General features: G+C 70.4%; 17 protein-coding genes and 2 tRNA genes. 13 read left to right on the top strand and 6 right to left on the bottom strand.

The annotated features are described in order from the left end of the window. The first annotated feature begins 15 nt into the window (after positions 1-15). Together D7V88_RS02745 and D7V88_RS02740 are read left to right on the top strand one after the other, a co-directional pair. Positions 16-276, top strand: coding sequence for a DUF2795 domain-containing protein (locus D7V88_RS02745; protein WP_120539035.1), 261 nt, complete (start codon positions 16-18; stop codon positions 274-276). Positions 277-424: 148 nt separating this feature from the next. Further along, positions 425-1,582 (top strand): sensor histidine kinase, encoded by a 1,158-nt coding sequence (locus tag D7V88_RS02740; RefSeq protein ID WP_120539011.1) that lies wholly within the window; start codon positions 425-427, stop codon positions 1,580-1,582. Here D7V88_RS02740 and D7V88_RS02735 read toward each other — a convergent pair. Then, positions 1,554-2,132: a hypothetical protein gene (locus tag D7V88_RS02735; RefSeq protein WP_167509806.1), complete on the bottom strand. Its 579-nt coding sequence runs from the start codon at positions 2,130-2,132 to the stop codon at positions 1,554-1,556. The genes D7V88_RS02740 and D7V88_RS02735 overlap by 29 nt on opposite strands. A gap of 72 nt (positions 2,133-2,204) precedes the next feature. Here D7V88_RS02735 and D7V88_RS02730 point away from each other — a divergent pair, with 72 nt between their 5' ends. Continuing rightward, on the top strand, positions 2,205-3,173 hold the full coding sequence (locus tag D7V88_RS02730) for a response regulator (RefSeq protein ID WP_208726073.1): 969 nt from the start codon (positions 2,205-2,207) through the stop codon (positions 3,171-3,173). Between the two features lie 166 nt (positions 3,174-3,339). Here D7V88_RS02730 and D7V88_RS02725 read toward each other — a convergent pair. From D7V88_RS02725 to gltX, 4 genes are all read right to left on the bottom strand, one after another. Further along, positions 3,340-3,411, bottom strand: a tRNA-Glu gene (locus tag D7V88_RS02725). Positions 3,412-3,487: 76 nt separating this feature from the next. Continuing rightward, positions 3,488-3,558: transfer RNA gene (locus tag D7V88_RS02720), tRNA-Gln, on the bottom strand. Positions 3,559-3,619: 61 nt separating this feature from the next. Then, entirely contained in the window at positions 3,620-4,027 is a 408-nt protein-coding gene (locus D7V88_RS02715; protein ID WP_120531815.1) for a hypothetical protein, read from the bottom strand. Positions 4,028-4,073: 46 nt separating this feature from the next. After that, complete coding sequence (gene gltX, locus D7V88_RS02710) at positions 4,074-5,516, bottom strand: glutamate--tRNA ligase (RefSeq protein ID WP_120539008.1); 1,443 nt, start codon at positions 5,514-5,516, stop codon at positions 4,074-4,076. 89 nt (positions 5,517-5,605) lie between these two features. Here gltX and D7V88_RS02705 point away from each other — a divergent pair, with 89 nt between their 5' ends. From D7V88_RS02705 to D7V88_RS02690, 4 genes are read left to right on the top strand one after another with little or no spacing between them, the layout of a single operon-like run. Continuing rightward, positions 5,606-6,193 (top strand): hypothetical protein, encoded by a 588-nt coding sequence (locus D7V88_RS02705; protein WP_120539007.1) that lies wholly within the window; start codon positions 5,606-5,608, stop codon positions 6,191-6,193. Further along, a complete protein-coding gene (locus tag D7V88_RS02700) occupies positions 6,193-7,083 on the top strand; it encodes a myxosortase-dependent metalloprotease, MXAN_2677/MXAN_2678 family (RefSeq protein ID WP_120539006.1) in 891 nt (296 codons plus the stop codon). Before D7V88_RS02705 ends, D7V88_RS02700 begins: the two co-directional genes overlap by 1 nt. Next, positions 7,080-8,057: a myxosortase-dependent metalloprotease, MXAN_2677/MXAN_2678 family gene (locus D7V88_RS02695; protein ID WP_120539005.1), complete on the top strand. Its 978-nt coding sequence runs from the start codon at positions 7,080-7,082 to the stop codon at positions 8,055-8,057. Before D7V88_RS02700 ends, D7V88_RS02695 begins: the two co-directional genes overlap by 4 nt. Before the next feature lie 9 nt (positions 8,058-8,066). Next, the gene (locus D7V88_RS02690) at positions 8,067-8,786 is read left to right on the top strand and encodes an HAD family hydrolase (protein WP_120539034.1); all 720 of its coding nucleotides are present in this window, start codon (positions 8,067-8,069) and stop codon (positions 8,784-8,786) included. 33 nt (positions 8,787-8,819) lie between these two features. Here D7V88_RS02690 and D7V88_RS02685 read toward each other — a convergent pair whose 3' ends face one another. Beyond that, positions 8,820-10,871 carry a protein kinase domain-containing protein gene (locus tag D7V88_RS02685; RefSeq protein ID WP_120539004.1) on the bottom strand — a complete coding sequence of 684 codons (2,052 nt, stop codon included), beginning with the start codon at positions 10,869-10,871 and terminating at the stop codon, positions 8,820-8,822. A gap of 245 nt (positions 10,872-11,116) precedes the next feature. Here D7V88_RS02685 and D7V88_RS02680 point away from each other — a divergent pair, with 245 nt between their 5' ends. From D7V88_RS02680 to D7V88_RS02655, 6 genes are read left to right on the top strand one after another with little or no spacing between them, the layout of a single operon-like run. Further along, the gene (locus D7V88_RS02680) at positions 11,117-11,680 is read left to right on the top strand and encodes a chemotaxis protein CheW (RefSeq protein WP_120539003.1); all 564 of its coding nucleotides are present in this window, start codon (positions 11,117-11,119) and stop codon (positions 11,678-11,680) included. Further along, complete coding sequence (locus D7V88_RS02675; protein ID WP_120539002.1) at positions 11,677-13,140, top strand: CheR family methyltransferase; 1,464 nt, start codon at positions 11,677-11,679, stop codon at positions 13,138-13,140. The genes D7V88_RS02680 and D7V88_RS02675 overlap by 4 nt, the downstream gene beginning before the upstream one ends. Before the next feature lie 32 nt (positions 13,141-13,172). Next, positions 13,173-14,780 (top strand): methyl-accepting chemotaxis protein, encoded by a 1,608-nt coding sequence (locus D7V88_RS02670; protein ID WP_372241063.1) that lies wholly within the window; start codon positions 13,173-13,175, stop codon positions 14,778-14,780. After that, positions 14,777-15,190: a response regulator gene (locus tag D7V88_RS02665; protein WP_120531825.1), complete on the top strand. Its 414-nt coding sequence runs from the start codon at positions 14,777-14,779 to the stop codon at positions 15,188-15,190. Before D7V88_RS02670 ends, D7V88_RS02665 begins: the two co-directional genes overlap by 4 nt. A 4-nt stretch (positions 15,191-15,194) precedes the next feature. Continuing rightward, entirely contained in the window at positions 15,195-15,776 is a 582-nt protein-coding gene (locus tag D7V88_RS02660) for a chemotaxis protein CheW (RefSeq protein ID WP_120539000.1), read from the top strand. Positions 15,777-15,792: 16 nt separating this feature from the next. Continuing rightward, complete coding sequence (locus D7V88_RS02655; protein ID WP_120538999.1) at positions 15,793-18,336, top strand: hybrid sensor histidine kinase/response regulator; 2,544 nt, start codon at positions 15,793-15,795, stop codon at positions 18,334-18,336. Positions 18,337-18,379 lie beyond the last annotated feature (43 nt).

Raw genomic sequence — 18,379 nt, 5'->3', positions numbered from 1 at the left:
CCAATGAACGACGACATGACTCGCGAGCGCCTGGGGCTTGGACTGCGGGAGGTGGAGCCTTCGCCGGTTCCATCGGTTCCGACGGTGTCCCTGGCGCATTCACTGCAGCAGGCGCTTCACGGCGCGGTGTTCCCGCTCACTGCCGAACAGTTGACGTGGGTGGCGCGCGAGAACGATGCGCCGCCGCATGTGGTGTCGCTGCTGGGGTCGCTGCCTCGGGGACGTTTCCCCTCGGTGGAGACCGTGGCCCACGCCCTCGAGCACGCCGCCGCCTGAGTCGGGCGGTGTCCCTGGGATTGCCGCTCGACGCCCGTTTCCGGCCCTGGGTAGAAGGTACCCATAGGCGCGCGGTCGGAAGGGCGCGTTATCTTCGGCGCGACCAGCCTGCCTTCCGGATGAGGAAGCCACGGTCTGGAGGAGCTCCATGAACGCCTCGGACCTGCCCGCCGTGCTGTACGTGGACGACGACGCCCTCAACCTGAGGGTGTTCGACGCCAACTTCGGGCAGAAGTTTCGCATCTTCCGGTGCTCGTCCCCCAACGAGGCCCTGGCGCTGCTGGAGCAGCGGCGCGGGGAGATTGGCGTGGTGCTGTCGGATCAGCGCATGCCGGGGATGACGGGCGTGGAGTTGCTGGAGCGCGCCCGCACCATCGCGCCGGACGCCAAGCGCATGCTCGTCACGGCGTACGCGGACATGCAGGCCGTCATCGACGCGGTGAACCGCGGTCAGGTGACGCGCTACTTCGTCAAGCCGTGGGACCGCGCGGAGCTGCTGGCGGCGCTGGAGGACGCGCTCAAGATTGCCCGGCTGGAGCTGCGCATCCGCGAGGTGGAAGGCCGGATGATGAAGTCCGAGCGTCTGGCCACGCTGGGGCAGGTGACCGCGGGCATCGCGCACGAGCTCATGGGCCCGGTGGGCTACCTCACGCAGAACGTGTCCTCGCTCCAGCGCGACATGCAGCCGGTGGTGCAGTACGTGTCGCGCCACCTGGCGACGGATCCGGACGAGGAGGTGTCCTCCACCATCGAGGACCTGCCGTCGCTCATCAAGGACCTGTCCGAGGGCGCGGGCCACCTGCGCGAGGTGGCGTTGGGCCTGCGGACGCAGGCGCGCGGCGAGGACCTGGAGACCACCGCGGACGTGGCCGAAGTGGTGTCCTTCGCGGTGAAGCTGGCGCGCGCGGAGGTGCGGGACAGGGCACGGCTGACGAGCAGCGGCGACCCCGTGCGCATCGTCTTCGGGCCGGTGAAGCTGTGCCAGGTGGTGCTCAACCTCATCGTCAACGCGGCGCAGGCCATGGAGGGCACGGGCCGCACGGGCCGCATCGACGTGCGGTGGGCGGCGACCGAATCCGACGTGGTGCTGTCGGTGGTGGACAACGGGTGCGGCATCCCCGTCGCGTTGCAGGAGCGCGTGTTCCAGCCGCTCTTCACCACCAAGCCGGTGGGCATTGGCACGGGCCTGGGCCTGTCCATCTGCCGCGAACTGGTGACGCAGTTCGGAGGTCAGCTCCGGCTGACGTCCACGCCGGGCGAGGGCACTGAAATCGAGCTCACCTTCCGGCGAGCCCCGCCCCCTTGAGCCCGAAGGCGTTGTGCAGGAGGCGCCACACCCGGTGAAGGGTTTCGCCTTCCTGGGGGCGCACGTCTCGCACCAGGAGTGCGCGTCGTGGCGCTTCCAGGGGGCCGTACTCCACCACGAGTGAATAGCGCCCGCCCGGAGGCTGGACGATGTGCACGGCCCGCACCTCGTCGAAGGGCAGCGTCTCCGTCTTCGCGGTCCCGGGCGCCCACGCGAGCGTCTCCAGCCGCAGCGACTCCGTCTTGAAGTGCAGCACGAAGCGGCGGCGCTTGAGCCGCGCCTCCAGCACGAGCGCCGTGAGGACCAGCGCCCCCGCGAGGGCCAGCGCCAGCGACGCGGTGCCGGGAATCCGGGCGGTGTCCAGCACGAGCAGCCCCGTGCCCACGACGGTGCTCACCCCGGCCAGCCCCAGGCACAGCGAGGGCAGGACCCGCAGCGTCCAGGGTGGTGGCAGGGACTCACCCACCAGCCGACCCCCGTCGTAGAACAGCCGCACGTCGCCCAGCAGTGGCGGCACCCGGTTCTCCCGGAGCGCGTCTTCGAAGCTCACTCCGCGAGCATAGACACACCGGCCTCTTCCCACCCTCGAAGTTGGACGTGAGCTGTGCGATCCTCCCAATTCATGGATCTCCCGTTCGAGACCGGTGAAGGTGAAGGGGAAGGGCGGGGGACGCTCGCCTCGAAGGTGCTGCTGGTGGATGACGAGCCGGTGGTGCTCGACATCTGCGTGCGCCTTCTGGGGCGCGAGGCGGACCTCGTCGTGTTCCCGGTGGGCAGTGCGGAAGAGGCGCTCACCTTGTTGAGGGACCAGCGCATCGACGTGCTGGTGACGGACAAGAACCTGCCCGGCATGGGCGGGGTGGAGCTCATCTCGGAGGCTCGCCGGATGCAGCCCGCGCTGGAGGCGGTGATGATCACCGCCTACGCCAGCTCCGAGTCCGTCATCGCCGCGTTCGCCGCCGGGGCCAGCGACTACATCCTCAAGCCCTTCGATGACCTGCGCGTGCTGCGCGCCAAGGTGCGCGCCGCGCTGGAGCGCCGCACCGAACGCGTGCGCACGCGCAACGGCGCGCGTGAAGTCGCCCGGCAGGCCGCGGTGTTGCTGGACGCCGGCCGCGACGCGCCGGAGCCCGCGCATGTGGCGCTGGAGACGGAGCTGCGCAACTACGAGGAGACGGTGCGCCTGGTCCAGCAGGGCAGCGTCGCGGTGGTGGGCAGCAGCGAGGCCGTGAGGGTGCTGAAGGAGGCGCGCTTCGAGGTGGTGGAGCTGCCGCCGTATTCGCCCCAACTGGATGCCGCGGACGTCGTGGTGGTGGAGACCGGGGATCCGCAGTGGCGCACGCTGGCGGAACGCCTCCAGGGAGGCGCCTCCGACGTGGTGCTCCTGGCGGGCGCGGACGCCGACCTGAGCGACCTGCTGGAGGCCATCACCCTGCGCATGGACCTGGTGGGCTACGGACAGGCCAACGCCACCCGCGTCCTTCCGGAGAAGGTGCGCATGTTGCTGATGCGCCGGGGCATCCAGCGCGCCCAGGAGCGGCTCACCGCGGCGCTGGACGCCTTCCGCCAGAGCATCGCCGTCACGTCCTGAAGCCGGCGCGGCGCCCCCCTCCATCCTTCCGGAAGAGGGGGCGCCAGCAGCGACCCGGCTGGGACTCGAACCAGCTTCCGCCGAGGGGCCGAAGCGGGCCTGTCCTCGAAGCATGGCCCGCAAAGCGAAACGCCCACCTTCTTTTCAGAAGGTGGGCGTCTCTGTGTGACCCTGCCGGGATTCGAACCCGAGTTTGAGCCGTGAGAGGGCTCCGTCCTAACCGCTAGACGACAGGGCCGGCTTGCTTACAACCGCGCCTTTGATGCCGACGCTTCCTACATTTTCTGGTTGCTGACGTCAACCAGGAACTTCAGCTGGGGAACTAGGATTCGAACCTAGATAAGCAGAGTCAGAGTCTGCTGTCCTACCGTTAGACGATTCCCCAAAGACCTGCGGGACCTGCTGCTGCGGGCGCTTCTACTATCCAACTCTCTGCTCGACTTCAACTACTTCGTTTTCCTGACCGGCTTCGCATCTTTCTTCGCCGGCTTCGCGGCCCCCTGCAGCGGGACGACGTAGATGCGAACCTCTTCGTTCGCCTCGTAGATGTTCAACCCTTCGAAGTTCTTCCCCGACGGGTTGGTGATGTGCACGGCCTTCACGCCCGGCTGGTTGACGATCGATCGCCTCGGGTAGCTCGAGGACGGATAGACGGTCTTGTAGTAGTCGAGCGTCGCCTCGAAATCGCGCGATGCCCGGTACCGGTTCTCGCCCACCTTCTGGGCACCATCCGGGAGTTGGGCGCCGTTCACGACTTCGGCGCCCGACGCCGCCGCCCAGAGGGCCAGCAGCACCGCCCCGAGCGGGCGCGCCTTATAGAAATGGGGTCGCAGGCTGTCAAGCGGTCGCGTCATCGCCGGCCAAGATAGGGCCCGGCGACGCCCGCGTCCACCGTCAATCTCACCCGCCGCGCGCGAGCGCCGCGTCGATGCGCCGGAGGGCTTCGTCACGCCCGGCGAAGAGCAGCGTTTCGCCGATGCCGGGGCTGGTGGTGTTGCCGGTGATGGCGACGCGCAGGGGCTGGGCCACCTTGCCCATGCCCACGCTCGCGGTTTCGCTCACCGTCTTCACCACGCCATCCAGCAGCTCCACCGTCCAGGCGGGCAGCGCCACCAGCCGCTCCCGGGCCTGGCGCAGCAGGCCCAGCGAGTCCCCGCTCAGGTGCTTGGCCGCGGCCTTCTCATCCAGCGTGACGCCGGTGCGGAAGTAGATGGACGCGGTGTTCGCCATCTCCTCCAACGTCTGCGAGCGCTCGCGCAGCGCGATCACCATCGGCTCCAGCCGCGCGTCGCCCCGGGCCTGGAAGCCGCGGGCCTCCAGGAAGGGCAACAGCCGCTCCGCGATGACGGCGGAGGGCAGGCGCTTGAGCCACTCCTGATTGAACCACTTGAGCTTGACGGGATCCCACACGCCGGAGGTGCTGCCCACGCCGTCGAAGTCGAACCACTCCACCATCTGCTCGCGGGAGATGACCTCGTCGTTGCCGTGGCTCCAGCCCAGGCGGATGACGAAGTTGAGCAGGCCCTCCGGCAGGATGCCGGTGCTCGCGTGGAGCATCACGTCCGCTTCCGGGTGCTTGCGCTTGGAGAGCTTCTCGCGGTCGGGCCCCAGGATGAGCGGCAGGTGCGCGAACTCCGGCGGCGTCCACCCCAGCGCCTGGTAGAGCATCAGTTGCGGGAAGGTGGAGTTGATGTGCTCCTGGCCGCGTGCCACCAGGGAGATCTCCATCAGGTGGTCGTCGATGACGCAGCCGTAGTTGTAGAGCGGGATGCCGTCCGCGCGCATCATGACCCAGTCGTCCAGGTCCGAGTACGGCTTGGTGATGACGCCCAGGACCTTGTCGTCGTACGACACCTTTCCGTCGCCCGTGGGCATGCGGAAGCGGATGACCGCGTCCTCCAGCTTCTTGCCCTCGGGCGGGGCCTTCAGCTCGTAGCAGGTGCCCTCGTAGCGGTAGGCGCGCTTCTCCTTGTCCGCCACCTCGCGCCGCGCGGCGATCTCCTCGCGGGTGCAGTAGCAGCGAAAGGCCTTGCCCTCGGAGATGAGCTGGTCGGCGTGGGCGCGGTAGGTGTCCAGCCGCTGGGTCTGGAAGTAGGGGCCGAAGGCACCCTCCTTGCCGGGGCCTTCATCCCAGTCCAGGCCCAGCCAGTTCAGGCCATCCAGGATGGCCTTCACGGACTCCGGGGTGGAGCGCTCCTGGTCCGTGTCCTCGATGCGCAGGATGAAGGTGCCGCCGTAACGCCGCGCGTAGAGGTAGTTGAAGAGCGCGGTGCGGGCACCGCCGATGTGGAGGTATCCAGTAGGAGACGGAGCGAAGCGGACGCGGGGTTTGGACGGGGCCATAGGACAGGCGCGCGATAGCAGGAGGGATGCATGAGGGTCAACGCAAGCCGCCCTCTTGGAGTTAGGCTTCGAAGCCAAGGAGACTTCACATGTCGATTCGACACGCAGTTCGCACGCTGGTGCTGGCCGCCCTGCTCGGGGGGCTTCCGGCGGGGGCCACGACGATGCTGCGCGCGGACCTTCCCCAGATGGCGCAGGCGTCCGACGCGGTGGTGCAGGGGGTTGTCCGGCGCGTGCAGAGCCGCTGGAGCGGCGACAACCGGCGGATCGTCACCGACGTGGAGATCGAAGTCACCGAGTCGCTCAAGGGCACGTCCGGCGGCACGGTGCTCGTCACCCAGCCGGGAGGCCGGGTGGGCGACATCGGACAGGTGGTGAGCGGGCTGGCGACGTTCTCCGAAGGGGAGGAGGTCGTCGTCTTCCTGGAGAAGAAGGGCGCATCCGCGTTCCAACTGGCGGGCATGGCGCAGGGCAAGTACCAGGTGCAGCGCTCCGACTCCAAGACGGGCGCGATGGCGGTGCCGGCGCCCACCGGGGACGCGGTGCTCATCGATCCCCAGACGCGCCAGGAGACCGAGTCGAACGCGAAGCCGGTGACGCTCGCGCAGCTCAAGTCGACCATCCGCGCGGCGCTCCAGGCGCAGCAGGTCGCGCCCGCGAAGAAGGGAACGAAGTGATGGGCGCGCTCGCGTCGTGGGTGGTGTTGGCGGTGGCGTTGGGACAGAGCTCCGCGCCGTATGTGCGCAGCCGGGTGTCCCCCGGGGATGACGCCACGCAGTGCCTGTACTGGACGCAGGCGCGCGTCGTCTGGCAGCAGAGCACCGTGGGCAACCAGAAGGTGACGAACCACACGGAGTTCCAGGCCATCAGCGACTCGTTCCAGAGCTGGCAGGACATCTTCGCCAACTGCGGCAACCTGACGCTGGCGGAGGGGCCGCGCGTGGACAGCCGGACCGTGGGCTACGCGCGCACCGGCGACAACATCAACCTCATCCTCTTCCGCACCCGGAGCTGTCGGGAGGTCGTGGACTCCGGTGACGCGTGCTTCGCGGCGGACACCTGCGCGAACACGTACGACTGCTGGGACGACAGCGCCGGCACCATCGCCATCACGCTCACGACCTACGATGAGCGCACCGGCATCGTGTACGACTCCGACATCTCCTTCAACGCCGCGACCTTCAACTTCACCACCGGCAATGGCGGGCCGTGCGGCATCGTGGCCAACCCGAACTGCGTGGACACGGACGTGCAGAACACGGCCACGCACGAGGTGGGCCACTTCGTGGGCCTGGACCACACGCTGGCGACGGGCTCCACGATGAACCCCAGCGCCCCGCCGGGTGAGGTGTCCAAGCGCAACATCGACAGCGGTTCACGCTCCTTCGTGTGCGCCGCGTACCCCAAGGGCAGCGCGAGCCAGCCCTGCATCCCGTTGCCGCCTGGCTCCAACGGTGACGATGACGACGACGATGGCTGCTCCGCGGCCTCGGGGGGACTGGCGGCGCTGCCGCTGCTGGCCGCCGCCTCGCTGCTCGCGCGCCGCCGCCGCCGGGGTGTTCGGTGAGTCGCCGCCTCCTGCTCCTGGTGGGGCTCCTGGGCGCGGGGGCGGCCGAAGCGCAGCTGGACTACAAGCGCACGCTCGTGCCGGGCCGGCCGCTGTGTCTCGTGTGGCCGGGGCGTGACTACGTCTACCACCTGGACGCGAAAGGCAGCACGCGCACGCCCGACGCCACGGAATTCACCGCCATCGAGGCCGCGTTCGACGCGTGGCGGGCGCTGTCCTCGACGTGCAGTGACTTCCGCTTCATCCGGGGCGAGGACTGGCAGCAGAAGGTGGACATCGGCTACGACCAGGAACACCCCTTCGACAACTACAACGTCATCACCTTCCGTGAGCGCAACTGCCAGGACGTCGCCCCCGCGGACGACGTGTGCTGGCAGGAAGAGACGTGCGGCAACGTGTACCAGTGCTGGTCGCACGGGGGCGCCACCATCGGGCTCACCACGTCGTCGTTCAGCTTCAAGGACGGGCGCGTGGTGGACTCGGACATCGAGCTCAACGCGGCGGAGTCGGAATGGGCGGGGCCTGCCTTCCTCTTCACCACCGTCAACGGTCCGCCGTGTGGCGGGGGCGAGCCCGCCACCACCTGCGTCGCCACGGACGTGCAGAACACGATGACGCACGAGATTGGCCACGTCGTTGGCCTGGACCACGTCTTCTCCCAGGGCTCCACCATGGAGGCCACGGCCTCCAAGGGGGAGACGTCCAAGCGCGTCATCGACGCGGGCTCCGCCGCCGGCTTCTGTTCAACCTATCCGCGCGGCCTGCCCCCCACCCAGTGCCGCATCCCGGAGGATCCGGGCCTCAAGCTGGTGGCGGAGGGGAAGGGCTCCGGCTGCGGTGCTACGAGCGGAGGGCCGGCCGTGGCCGCCTTGCTGCTCTGGACCGCGGGGCTCCTGCGGCGACGCGGGAGCGGGCGGGCTGGGGGCCTGGCTTCCGGCTCGCTCGAGGCTGTCCCGGAACGGCGGCGCGGTTAGACTGTGGGCGTGGCCGTCGCCTTCTTCGACCTGGATCGCACCCTGCTCGCCGCCAACTCCGCGTCGCTGTGGGTGCGTCGCGAGCTGGCGCTGGGCCACATCTCCCGGTGGCAGGCCTTTCGTGCCAGCGTGCTGCTCGCCCGCTATCACCTGGGCTTCGTGGCCATGGAGGACGTGCTCCTGCGCGCCACCTCCCTGCTCACCGGTTCGGACGCGCGCGAACTGGAGCTGCGCTCTGGGGACTTCTACGGAGAGCTGGTGCGGGGCCGGTACCGGCCGGGCGGGCTGCTCGCGCTGGAGGCCCACCGGCAGGCGGGCGACCAACTGGTGCTCCTGACGGCCTCCTCCAGCTACCTGTCCGACCTGGTGGGACGCGAGCTGCGCCTGGACGGCGTGCTGTGCAACCGCTTCGAGGTGGACGCGGCGGGGCGCCACACCGGGCGCCCGCTGGGCCCCATCTGCTACGGCGAGGGCAAGCGCTACTACGCGGAGGCCACCGCGAAGGAAGCGGGCGTGCCGCTGTCCGCGTGCTCCTTCTACACGGACTCGTACACGGACCTGCCGGTGCTGGAGGTGGTGGGGCGTCCGGTGGTGGTGAACCCCGACCACCGCCTGCGACGCGAGGCCCGACGGCGGGGCTGGCCGGTGGTGGACTGGGGCGTGCCTCCCGGAGGCGCCGCCCCATCCGTCCCACCCTCACCTCCGCTGCTGCCCTCCACCGGTCCCTGAGGCCAGGGACGCGGCGGGAGGCCGGCCGCGGCTTCAGCGCTTCGGGGCGACGAGGCGCATGGTGAACGTGTAGTCCACGTTCACCGCACGGCCCTGGTACTGGATGGGCTTGTAGGTGCGCGACAGGAGCGAATCGAGCACCGCGCGCTCCATGTGCTCCACCATCTTGAAGACGCGGCAGTTCTCCACGCGGCCCTTGGTGGTGATGGTGCAGCGCACCGCCACGAGTCCCTCCGACTTGGTGGCGAGGGCTTCGCGTGAGTAGGCCAGGGAGCGGCCCTCCTCCAGCATCACCGGACGCTCCATGGATTCGTTGAAGGGGACGACGGCGTCGGCCGGGAGGGGCGCCAGCGCTCCGGTCGTCAGCGAGGGCACCGCGAGGCTGCCCGCCGCGCTCACCTGCACCGTCGCGGCCGACGCGCCAAGCGCGCCCGCGGACTTGTCGCTCACCGTGGCGGGCACGGCGCCGCCGACGGCGGGATTCGCCTGCATCATCACCGGCGCGGCCAGTCCGCCCGGCGTCACCGGGGCCACGTTCTCGAAGTCCTCGGGGGTGGAGGCGTTGGCAAGCTCCACGCGGCTGGGCCGTTCGGATCCGCCCCGGCGCTTCGTCATCTTCTGCGACAGCACCACCTCACCAGAGCCGCCGGTGATGACCGTCTCCGTCTGGTAGCCCTCCAGCGCGAACGTCAGCTCCGCGGTGATGCTGCCCTCGCTGCCCAGGGGCAGCTCCAGGGTGAAGGGCGTCGTGCCGCGCTCCTTGCCCTTGAAATAGACGCGCGCGCCGGACGGCTGGCTCATCAGCTTGAAGCGCACCTTGCCCGTCCCGGGGGCCACCGGGGCTTCGGCGACTGGCGCCTGCTGCGCGGGGGCCGCCTGCACCACCGGCTGCGCGGGCTTGTCCTCCGCGCCACCGCGCAGGAAGAAGAGCGCCGTGCCGACGAGGCCCGCCACCACCACGCCTCCGACGAGGCCGCCCATGAGGAGCGTGCGCTGGCGGGCGCGCTGCACGTCGCGCGGCACCTCCACGCTGATGTCCACCGCGAGCCCGTCGTTGCCGTCGTGGTTGCCCACGTTGGCGAAGATGGGGGACGCGTAGGGGCCCGTCGTCGGCGGAGAAGGGTAGGGGCCGGTGGTGCTCGCGCCGCCCATCCGGCGGAACACGCCGCTGTTGCCGCCCGCGGACATGTGCGCCTCGCGCAGGCCCTCCAGCAGTTCGTCCATCGTCTGGAAGCGCCGGGCAGGTTCCTTTTCCAGACAGCGGCGAACCACCATCTCGATTTCGGGCGGCACCGCGAGGTCCGGGCGTACAGCCTGGAACGTGGGAGGCGGCTCCTTGTAATGGGCGAAGATGAGCTCGATGTGGTCGCGCGCGATGAACGGCGGGCGGCCCATCAACATCTGGAACAGCATGATGCCCAGCGAGTACACGTCGCTGCGCGCGTCCGCCACGTTGCGCGCCTGCTCGGGCGCCATGTACATCGGCGAGCCCAGGAACGTGCCGTTCTGGGTGATCTCCGGACCCACGGGCCCCTCCTGCGGCGCCACCGACTTCACGAGCCCGAAGTCCAGGACCTTCACCAGCTCCTGATCCGACTCGCTGAGGATCATGATGTTCGCGGGCTTCAGGTCGCGGTGGATGATGCCCAGGCTGTGCGCCTCGCGCAGCGACCGGCACACCTGCTGCGCGACGGACACCGCGCGCGTCCACGGCAGCGGGCCCACCTGGCCGAGCACCTGCGCGAGCGTGCGACCCTCCAGGTACTCCATCGCGATGTAATAGATGCCGTCGTCCGTCTGTCCGTAGTCGATGACGGTGACGGTGTTCGGGTGCCGCAGCTTGGACGTCAGCGACGCTTCACGCAGGAAGCGCTTCTGGAAGCCCGGGTCGCGGCTGCTCGGGAAGTTGGGGTTGAGCACCTTGAGCGCCACCACGCGCTCCAGGGGGGCCTGCAGGGCGCGGTACACCTTGCCCATGCCGCCAATGCCCAGGGGCTCCAGAATGCTGAAGCGGCCGTTCAACGTCCGGCCGATGAGCGGATCCGTTCCCGGGGCTTCTGGGCTCGGGGAATCGCTCTTGATCATTCGTGTCCCCTGGATGCTTGCAGCATGGTTTCTCCGGCAATCACGACAGGTCCTCATCCAAGCACAGTTCTCCGGTCGGGCGCACCCCAAGGGGGTCCAGAATCCACCACGTCGGGGCAACCCAGACCCGGCGCTCTGGGGCATGCCTGCATGGGTCAACTTCTGGTTTGCCCGCATTGCGTTGGACGGGCTTCCCGGATTACGGTTTTTCTTCCTGCCCTCCTCGTGGTGGGCGGAGTTCCCTGATGGCCGAAACCCCCAAAACTTCAGTCCCACCCCAGGTCCGCCGCGTCTCCGTGCAGCAGCGGCTGACGGCGTTGGAAGCGGAGCAGGTGCAGTTGCGTCAGGAGCTTGCCTCCCTGCAGGGCGAGTTGCGCCTGCCCGGTCTGTACCTGACCGTGGAGGCAGCCAACACGTCCGCGCTCGTGCCCGCCCGGCATGTGCGCGAGGTGGTTCGTCTGGTGGCTTTGGATCCGCTCCCCGGCGCGCCCGCGCACATCGCGGGGACGTTCGTGTACCGGGGCAGTCCGGCGGTGGTGGTGGACCTGGCGCGCATGCTGGGTGTGAAGCGCACGCCGGATCTGGACTCGCATCTGGTGGTGGTGGAGGCGGGCCGCACGGTGGCGCTGCTGGTGGACCGCGTGCGCGACCTGGTGGAGACGCCGGTGCTGCTGGACGGCACGCCGGGTGGCGAGGAGGCCCTGCCGTGGGACGGCACCGGGCTGATGGCGGGGCTGTGCCGGACGCCTGAAGGCCTGCGGCCGCTCCTGCGCACGAGCGCCGTGCTGGCCGGGATGGAGGCGCTGTGAGCGAAGGGCTCCTCGACGACGCAACGCTCGCGAAGGTCGAGGAGGTGCTCCAGGGCGCCTGCGGCCTGACGCTCGCGAGCAGCCTGCGTCGTTCGTTGGAGCCCGCGCTGGCGCGTGCGGCCCTGGCGCGCGGTCTTTCGGAAGCGACCTTCCTGCGCCAACTGCTGCTGCGCGAGCCGCTGGCGGTGGAGGCGTTCATCGAGCACGCCGTCATTGGCGAGACGTATTTCTTCCGCCACCCCGAGCACCTGCGGGCGCTGGCGGCGCGGGCCCGCCTGCATCCGGGCACCTTCAGTGTGTGGAGCGCGGGCTGCGCGAGCGGCGAGGAGCCCTACAGCATCGCCATGGCGTTGATGGCCGCGGGGCTGGGGGAGGGCGGGCGCTTCCGCGTGCTGGCGACGGACGTGTCCGGCCGGGCGCTGCTGCGCGCGAAGGCCGCCGTGTACAGCCCGTGGTCGCTGCGCCGCATCGAGCCGGATCTGGAGCGGCGCTTCCTCACCGTGCATCCCGGACCGCCGGGCCAGGACCCGCAGCACGGGGTCGTGCCAGAGGTGATGCGCGCGGTGGACTTCCGCCGCCACAACCTGGCCACGGACGCGGTGCCGTCCATGGGCTTCCAGGCCATCTTCTGCCGCAACGTCCTCATCTACTTCACGCCGGAGATGGTGCAGGTGGTGCTGGCGCGGCTGGTGTCCGCGCTCGCGCCAGGCGGGCTGCTCTTCGTGTCACCCGCGGAAGTGCCGCTGACCAACGGCCTGGGGCTGGAGACGCTGGACGCGGATGGCACTCCCGTCCTGCGCGTGCCCCTGGAGTCGTGGCCCACGCTGGAGGCCGCGACCGCGCCCACGCGCCGGGACACGCCGCCGTCCTTCGCCGCCGTTTCGGCGCGCCGGGACACGCCGCCGCCGGCCAACGTGCTGCGGATGGAGTCCCGCCGCGTCTCCCCGCCGCCCGTGTCCGCGTTCGTGTCGCGACCGACCCCGGAGCCCGTCACCAGGCAGACCCCGCTGCCCCTGCCGCCCGCTCCGGTGACACCCGCGCGCGTGGGGGCGCCGAACGGCCTGCTGACGCGGGCGCTGGCGGCGGCGCAGGCGGGCAACTACGAGGAAGCCGAAGCCCTGGCGCGCGAGGCCGCGCGGACGATGTCCCCGGAGGCGTACCTGCTGCTGGCGATGGTGGCCGAAGCGCGGGGTGACCTGCTCGCGGCGGTGGAGGCGGTGCGCAAGGCGCTGTATCTGGAGCCGCAACTGGCGCTGGGACATGCCACGCTGGTGTCGCTCTACAGCCGGCTGGATCAGCGGGAGGACGCGGAGCGCGCGCGGCAGAACGCGCTGCGCGCGCTGGATGGATTGGATGACGAGCACCCGCTGCGAGGGGTGGAGACGACGATGACCGCGGGGGGGCTCCGACAGGCGCTTGCCCCAAGGCCTTCGCAGGTGGGTTGGCAGGGCGCGCGCTGACGGCGTCCGTCCCGACGTGAGGTGGAGACAACGTGGAAGTGCAAGGGATGAAGGTGGCGCTGCCCGAAGGGTTGGAATCGGCGCGGCTCAGCCTGCGGACGAAGCTCATCATCGGCACGGGCTTGTTCGGCATCGTGCTGGTCGGCATCCTGACCTTCGCGTTCTGGATGCAGATGAGTGACGGCCTGCTGGACGAGCTCACCCGGCGCGCGCGCGCGGTAGGCATCGGCATGGCGGCCAACGTGTCCGCGTCCGTCGCTGGCCAGGACGCGGCGGCGCTGCAACAGGGCACCGACCTGGCGCTCAAGAACATGCCGGACATCGCGTACATCGTCGTGCGCGACGCCTCCGGCAAGGTGCTGGCGCGCTCGTCGGGCGAAAGCTTCGCGAGCGCCACGGCGGTGGACGCGGCGGACGGCGACGCGGTGGTGGACCGCCTGCTGACCGTGGGCACGCTGCCCGTGGTGGAGACGACGGCCCCCATCCTGGTGAACAGGGCGGGTGCCACGGCCGTGCGCGTGGGCACCGTGCAACTGGCGCTGGACCGCGAGGCGCTGGTGGAGTCGCTGGCCGCGAGCACCTGGCGCACGGCGGGCATCGGCCTGCTGGTGCTGGTGGTGGGCCTCTTGGCCGTGGCCGGCATGGCGGGCCTGTTCATCGTGCCGCTGGAGCGGCTGGCCCGCGCGGCGGTGGGCATCGCGGCGGGGGACCTGCGCCAGCAGATCGACACCGCCGGGACGGACGAGATTGGCGAACTGGCGCGCAGCTTCGCCACCATGGCGGACGCGCTGGCGCACCTGCTGCACGACCTGCGGGGCGCGGCGACGGACCTGGAGTACGAGGCGGCGAACGTGCTGGCCACGTCCACGCAGCAGTCCGCGATGGCGCACCAGCAGGCCTCCGCCATCAGCGAGACCAGCACCACCGTGGCGGAGATCGCCCAGACGTCCAAGCAGGCCACGTCCTACGCGGACGCGGTCATCGCGCAGACGCAGAAGTCGGAGACGCTCAGCGCGGAGGGCCAGAAGGTCGTCACGGAGAGCGTGACGGGCATGGAGAAGCTGGGAGAGCAGGTGAAGGCCATCGCGCTGGCCATCACCGACCTGAACGAGCGCACGCTGCAGATCAGCGACATCATCGGTCAGGTGAAGGACGTGGCGGAGCAGTCCAACCTGCTGGCCCTCAACGCCTCCATCGAGGCGGCGAAGGCCGGGGAACACGGCCGCGGCTTCGCGGTGGTGGCCACGGAGATGCGCACGCTGGCGGAGCAGTCCCGCATGGCGGCGGAGCAGGTGCGCGTGCTGCTGGGCGAGGTGCAGAAGGGCACCCGTCTGGCGGTGACAACGACGGACGAAGGCAGCAGGCGGGCGCAGGCGGCCATGGAGCTGGCGCGCAGCGCGGGCAACACCATCCTGGGACTTTCGGAGGTCATCCGGGAGTCTTCAGGGGCCGCGCGGCAGATCGCCGGCAACACGCGGCAGCAGACCATCGGGGTGGAACAGATCGCCACCGCGATGGGCGAACTGACGTCCGCCATGAGTGATTCGGTGGAGGGCACCCGGCGCATCGAGCAGGTGGCCGGCAACCTCTCCACCTTGTCGAAGCGCTTCTCGGATCTAGTGGGCAGGTACCAGCTATGAACAGCAACGTGACGGGCGGGGCCAAGAAGGCGGCGAAGGTGCTCATCGTGGAGGACACGAAGACCATCACCAACCTCCTCCAGGTGTACCTGATGGGGTGGGGGCTGGATTTCGTGGACGCGCCCAACGGCGCGGTGGGTCTCAAGCGGGCGCGCGAGCAGAAGCCGGACCTCATCATCTCCGACGTGCAGATGCCGGAGATGGACGGCTTCGCGCTGTGCGCGGCCATCCGCAGCGATCCGAAGCTGAGCGAGACGCCCTTCCTGCTGCTCACGTCCCTGAAGGACGACGCGAGCCGGCAGAAGGGCAAGCTCGTGGGCGCGAGCGCGTTCCTCAACAAGCCGGTTTCGGTGGATGATCTGCGCTCGAAGGTGCGGGACTTCCTCAAGCTGCCGGCCACCAAGTACTAAAGCGATGCCAGCCGACGACACCAAGTTCCAGCCCATCGACTTCGAGGAGCTGAAGGCTTCGCTCGACGCGGCGCAGATGCTGCTCGAGGGCGGCCAGGTGGTGAGCGCCCACCGGCGGCGCGAGGTCCTCCATCAGCGCGCGGTGGCGCTGGCCAGCTCGCGTCACGAGGAGCGCCAGGAAGTCGTCACGGTGCTCGCCTTCCAGGTGGGTGGCGAGCGCTACGCGGTGCGCATCGAGCTGGTGGACCACGTGCTGGAGGCGCGTGGCATGTGCGCGCTGCCCGGTGCGCCCCGACACGTGCTGGGCGCGCTCTTGAGCCGCTCGCGCATCGTGCCGGTGCTGGACCTGCGGCAGTTGCTGGGGCTGGAGGGCGGCGGCATGTCCGACCTCAGCAAGGTGGTGGTGGTGGAGCTGGAGGACGAGGCGTTCGGACTGGCGGCGGAAGTGGTGGATGGACGCAAGGAGCTGCCTCGCGCGGAGCTGTCCCAGCCGCCGGCGGGCCCCTTCCTGTTCCTGACGCCGGACCGGCTCACGGTGCTGGACCTGACACAGCTGGGCAACCCGGCGGCCGCCCGGCGCGGCTAGAGGGGACTGGGGTTTCATGGATCCGCAGTTGTTGCGCAGCATCTGGCCGGTGTTCGCCGCGGAGACGCGCGAGCAGATTCAAGCCATCGGGTCGAAGGTGCTGGGACTGGAGCAGCCGGCCGCCTCGCGCGATCCGGACCTGCTTCCGTCGCTCAAGCGCGTGGTGCACAGCCTCAAGGGCTCCGCGGCGAGCCTGGGGCTGGACGACATCGAACGCCTCGTCCACGCCATCGAGGACGGGCTGTCGCACGTCAACCTGGAGGAGCCCATCTCCCGCACCGCCGTGGAGGCGATGCTGCGGGGGCTGTCCGCCATCGAGAACGCCCTCAACCGCGGTGACGCGGGAGAGGCGCCCGTGGTGGACGGCGTCGCCGCGCTGCTCACGGCGCTGGGCCATGGCGGGGAGGTGTCGTCCTCGTCGGATGACGCCACCGACTCCGGCGCGCTGGGCGGGGAGGGCCTGAAGATCCTTTCGGCGCTGGAGGCCGCGCTGGGCCGGTTGGTGTCCCCCAAGGTGGAGGACCGGGCGGGCGCGGTGCGCGCGGCGGTGGAGCGGGCGCATGCCCTGCGCCAGAGCGCGGAGGCCGCGCAGGCGGAGCAGGTGGCGGCGCTGGCGGAGGCCGCGGCGCTGGGCTTCACGCGCATGGAGGAGGGCGGGGACGCGGCGGGACAGGCGGCCTCGGAGGTGGCGGGCGCGCTGGTGGACCTGCGCGCGGCGCTGGGCCTGTCGGAGGACTCCTCCGATTCCCAGTCGTCCACGCCCGCGCCCGTGGCCCCGACGCCGGTGGTGGCGAAGCCCGCGGCGCGCGCGACGACGGCGGCCGAAGGCCGGGCCGGGGCGGTGGACCGCGCGGTGCGCGTGTCGGTGAAGACGCTGGACTCGCTGGCGCTCCAGGTGGAGCACCTGGTGGCGGGACGGGCGCAGGCGGGCCGGCGCACGGAGAGCTTCCGCGCGCTGACGGATCAGGCGCATGAGGTGCTGCTGCACCTGGAGCGCTCCGCGTCGCAGCTCGCGCTGTCGGGTGGGGGCACGGCGCTGGAGCAGTTGCGCGCGGGCGTGAGCCTGATGCGCAACATGCAGAAGCGGCTCTTGGAGCAGGCGAAGGAGGCGCACCGCGACGGCGAGCAGCACGCGCTGGTGGCGCAGGTGGTGCGCGACGACCTGCGCGACCTGCGCATGGTGCCGGCCTCGCAGGTGCTGGAGCCGCTGCGGCGCACCGTGCGGGAGACGGCGTCGCGGCTGGGCAAGGAAGTGGTGCTGGAGCTGGGCGGCACCGACGTGCGCCTGGACCGGCGCATCGTGGACGCGCTGAAGGATCCGCTCGTGCACCTGGTGCGAAACGCCATCGACCACGGGCTGGAGATGCCGGAGGGGCGGCGCGCGGCGGGCAAGCCGGATTCCGGACGGCTGACGGTGCGCGTGGAGGCGCGAGGCACGCGCATCGGCGTCATCGTGGAGGACGACGGCGCGGGCCTGGATCCAGTGCGCGTGCGCGCGACGGCGGTGCGCCGGGGCCTGATGACCCAGGACGCGGCGGACAAGCTGACGGATCCGCAGGCCGCGCGGCTCATCTTCCAGCCGGGCTTCTCCACGCGGGAGGAAGTGACCTCCACGTCGGGCCGAGGCGTGGGCCTGGACGTGGTGCTGGCCACCGCGCAGCGGCTGCAGGGCTCCGCGGACGTGGAGTACACGCCGGGCAAGGGCACGCGCTTCATCGTGGACCTGCCGCTCACGCTGGCCGCGGCGCTGGGCCTGCTGGTGCGCACCGGCAACACCATCACCGCCATCCCCTCCGACACCGTGAAGCGGGTGCTGCGGCTGGACAAGGACGACATCGGCACGGTGGCCGGGCGCGTGGTGGCGCGGCTGGATGGCGAACAGCTCACGTTCCTGACGCTGTCGGAGGCCATCGGGCTGCCGCGCCTGGAGCTCGCGCTGGAGTCCGGACGGCGGCAGACGGCGGTGCTGCTGGCGCTGGGCGAGGAGCGCGTGCTGTACGCCATCGATGAGGTGGTGGGGCAGCAGGAGCTGGTCGTCCGCGCGCTGGGCAAGCACCTGCAGGGCGTCCCCCACCTGGCGGGCGCGGCGGTGCTGGACGACGGCCGCGTGGTGCCGGTGCTCAACGCGCTGGAGCTCCTGCGCGCGGCGAAGCCGGAGATGCGCTCGCCGGTGGGCGAGACGAAGATGCCGCGCATCCTGGTGTGCGACGACTCGCTCACGACGCGCTTCGCGATGAAGTCGCTGCTCGAAATCGCTGGCTACCCGGTGGTGACGGCGGCGGATGGCGAGGAGGCGTGGTCCGTGTTGGACCGCGTCCACTGCCAGCTCGTCGTCAGCGACTGGCAGATGCCCCGGCTGGACGGCGTGGGGCTGGCGCGGCGGATGAAGAGGCACCCCATGTTCCGCCGCACGCCCATCATCCTGGTGACGTCGCTGGACAGCCAGGAGGACCGGATGGAGGGCCTGGAGGCCGGCGCGGACGGCTACCTCGTCAAGCGCGAGGTGGAGCGCGGCAAGCTCCTGGAGCTCGTGCGGCAGCTCCTGCCGTCGTCGGGCTGACGCTCGGGCGGTTGGAACGACAACGCCCCGTCCCCGCGCGAGC

This window comes from Corallococcus terminator (assembly GCF_003611635.1).
In the GTDB taxonomy this organism is placed as follows: Bacteria; Myxococcota; Myxococcia; order Myxococcales; family Myxococcaceae; genus Corallococcus; species Corallococcus terminator.
Note: the sequence above shows the minus strand (reverse complement) of the source record. Positions and strands in the feature narration are given on the sequence as shown.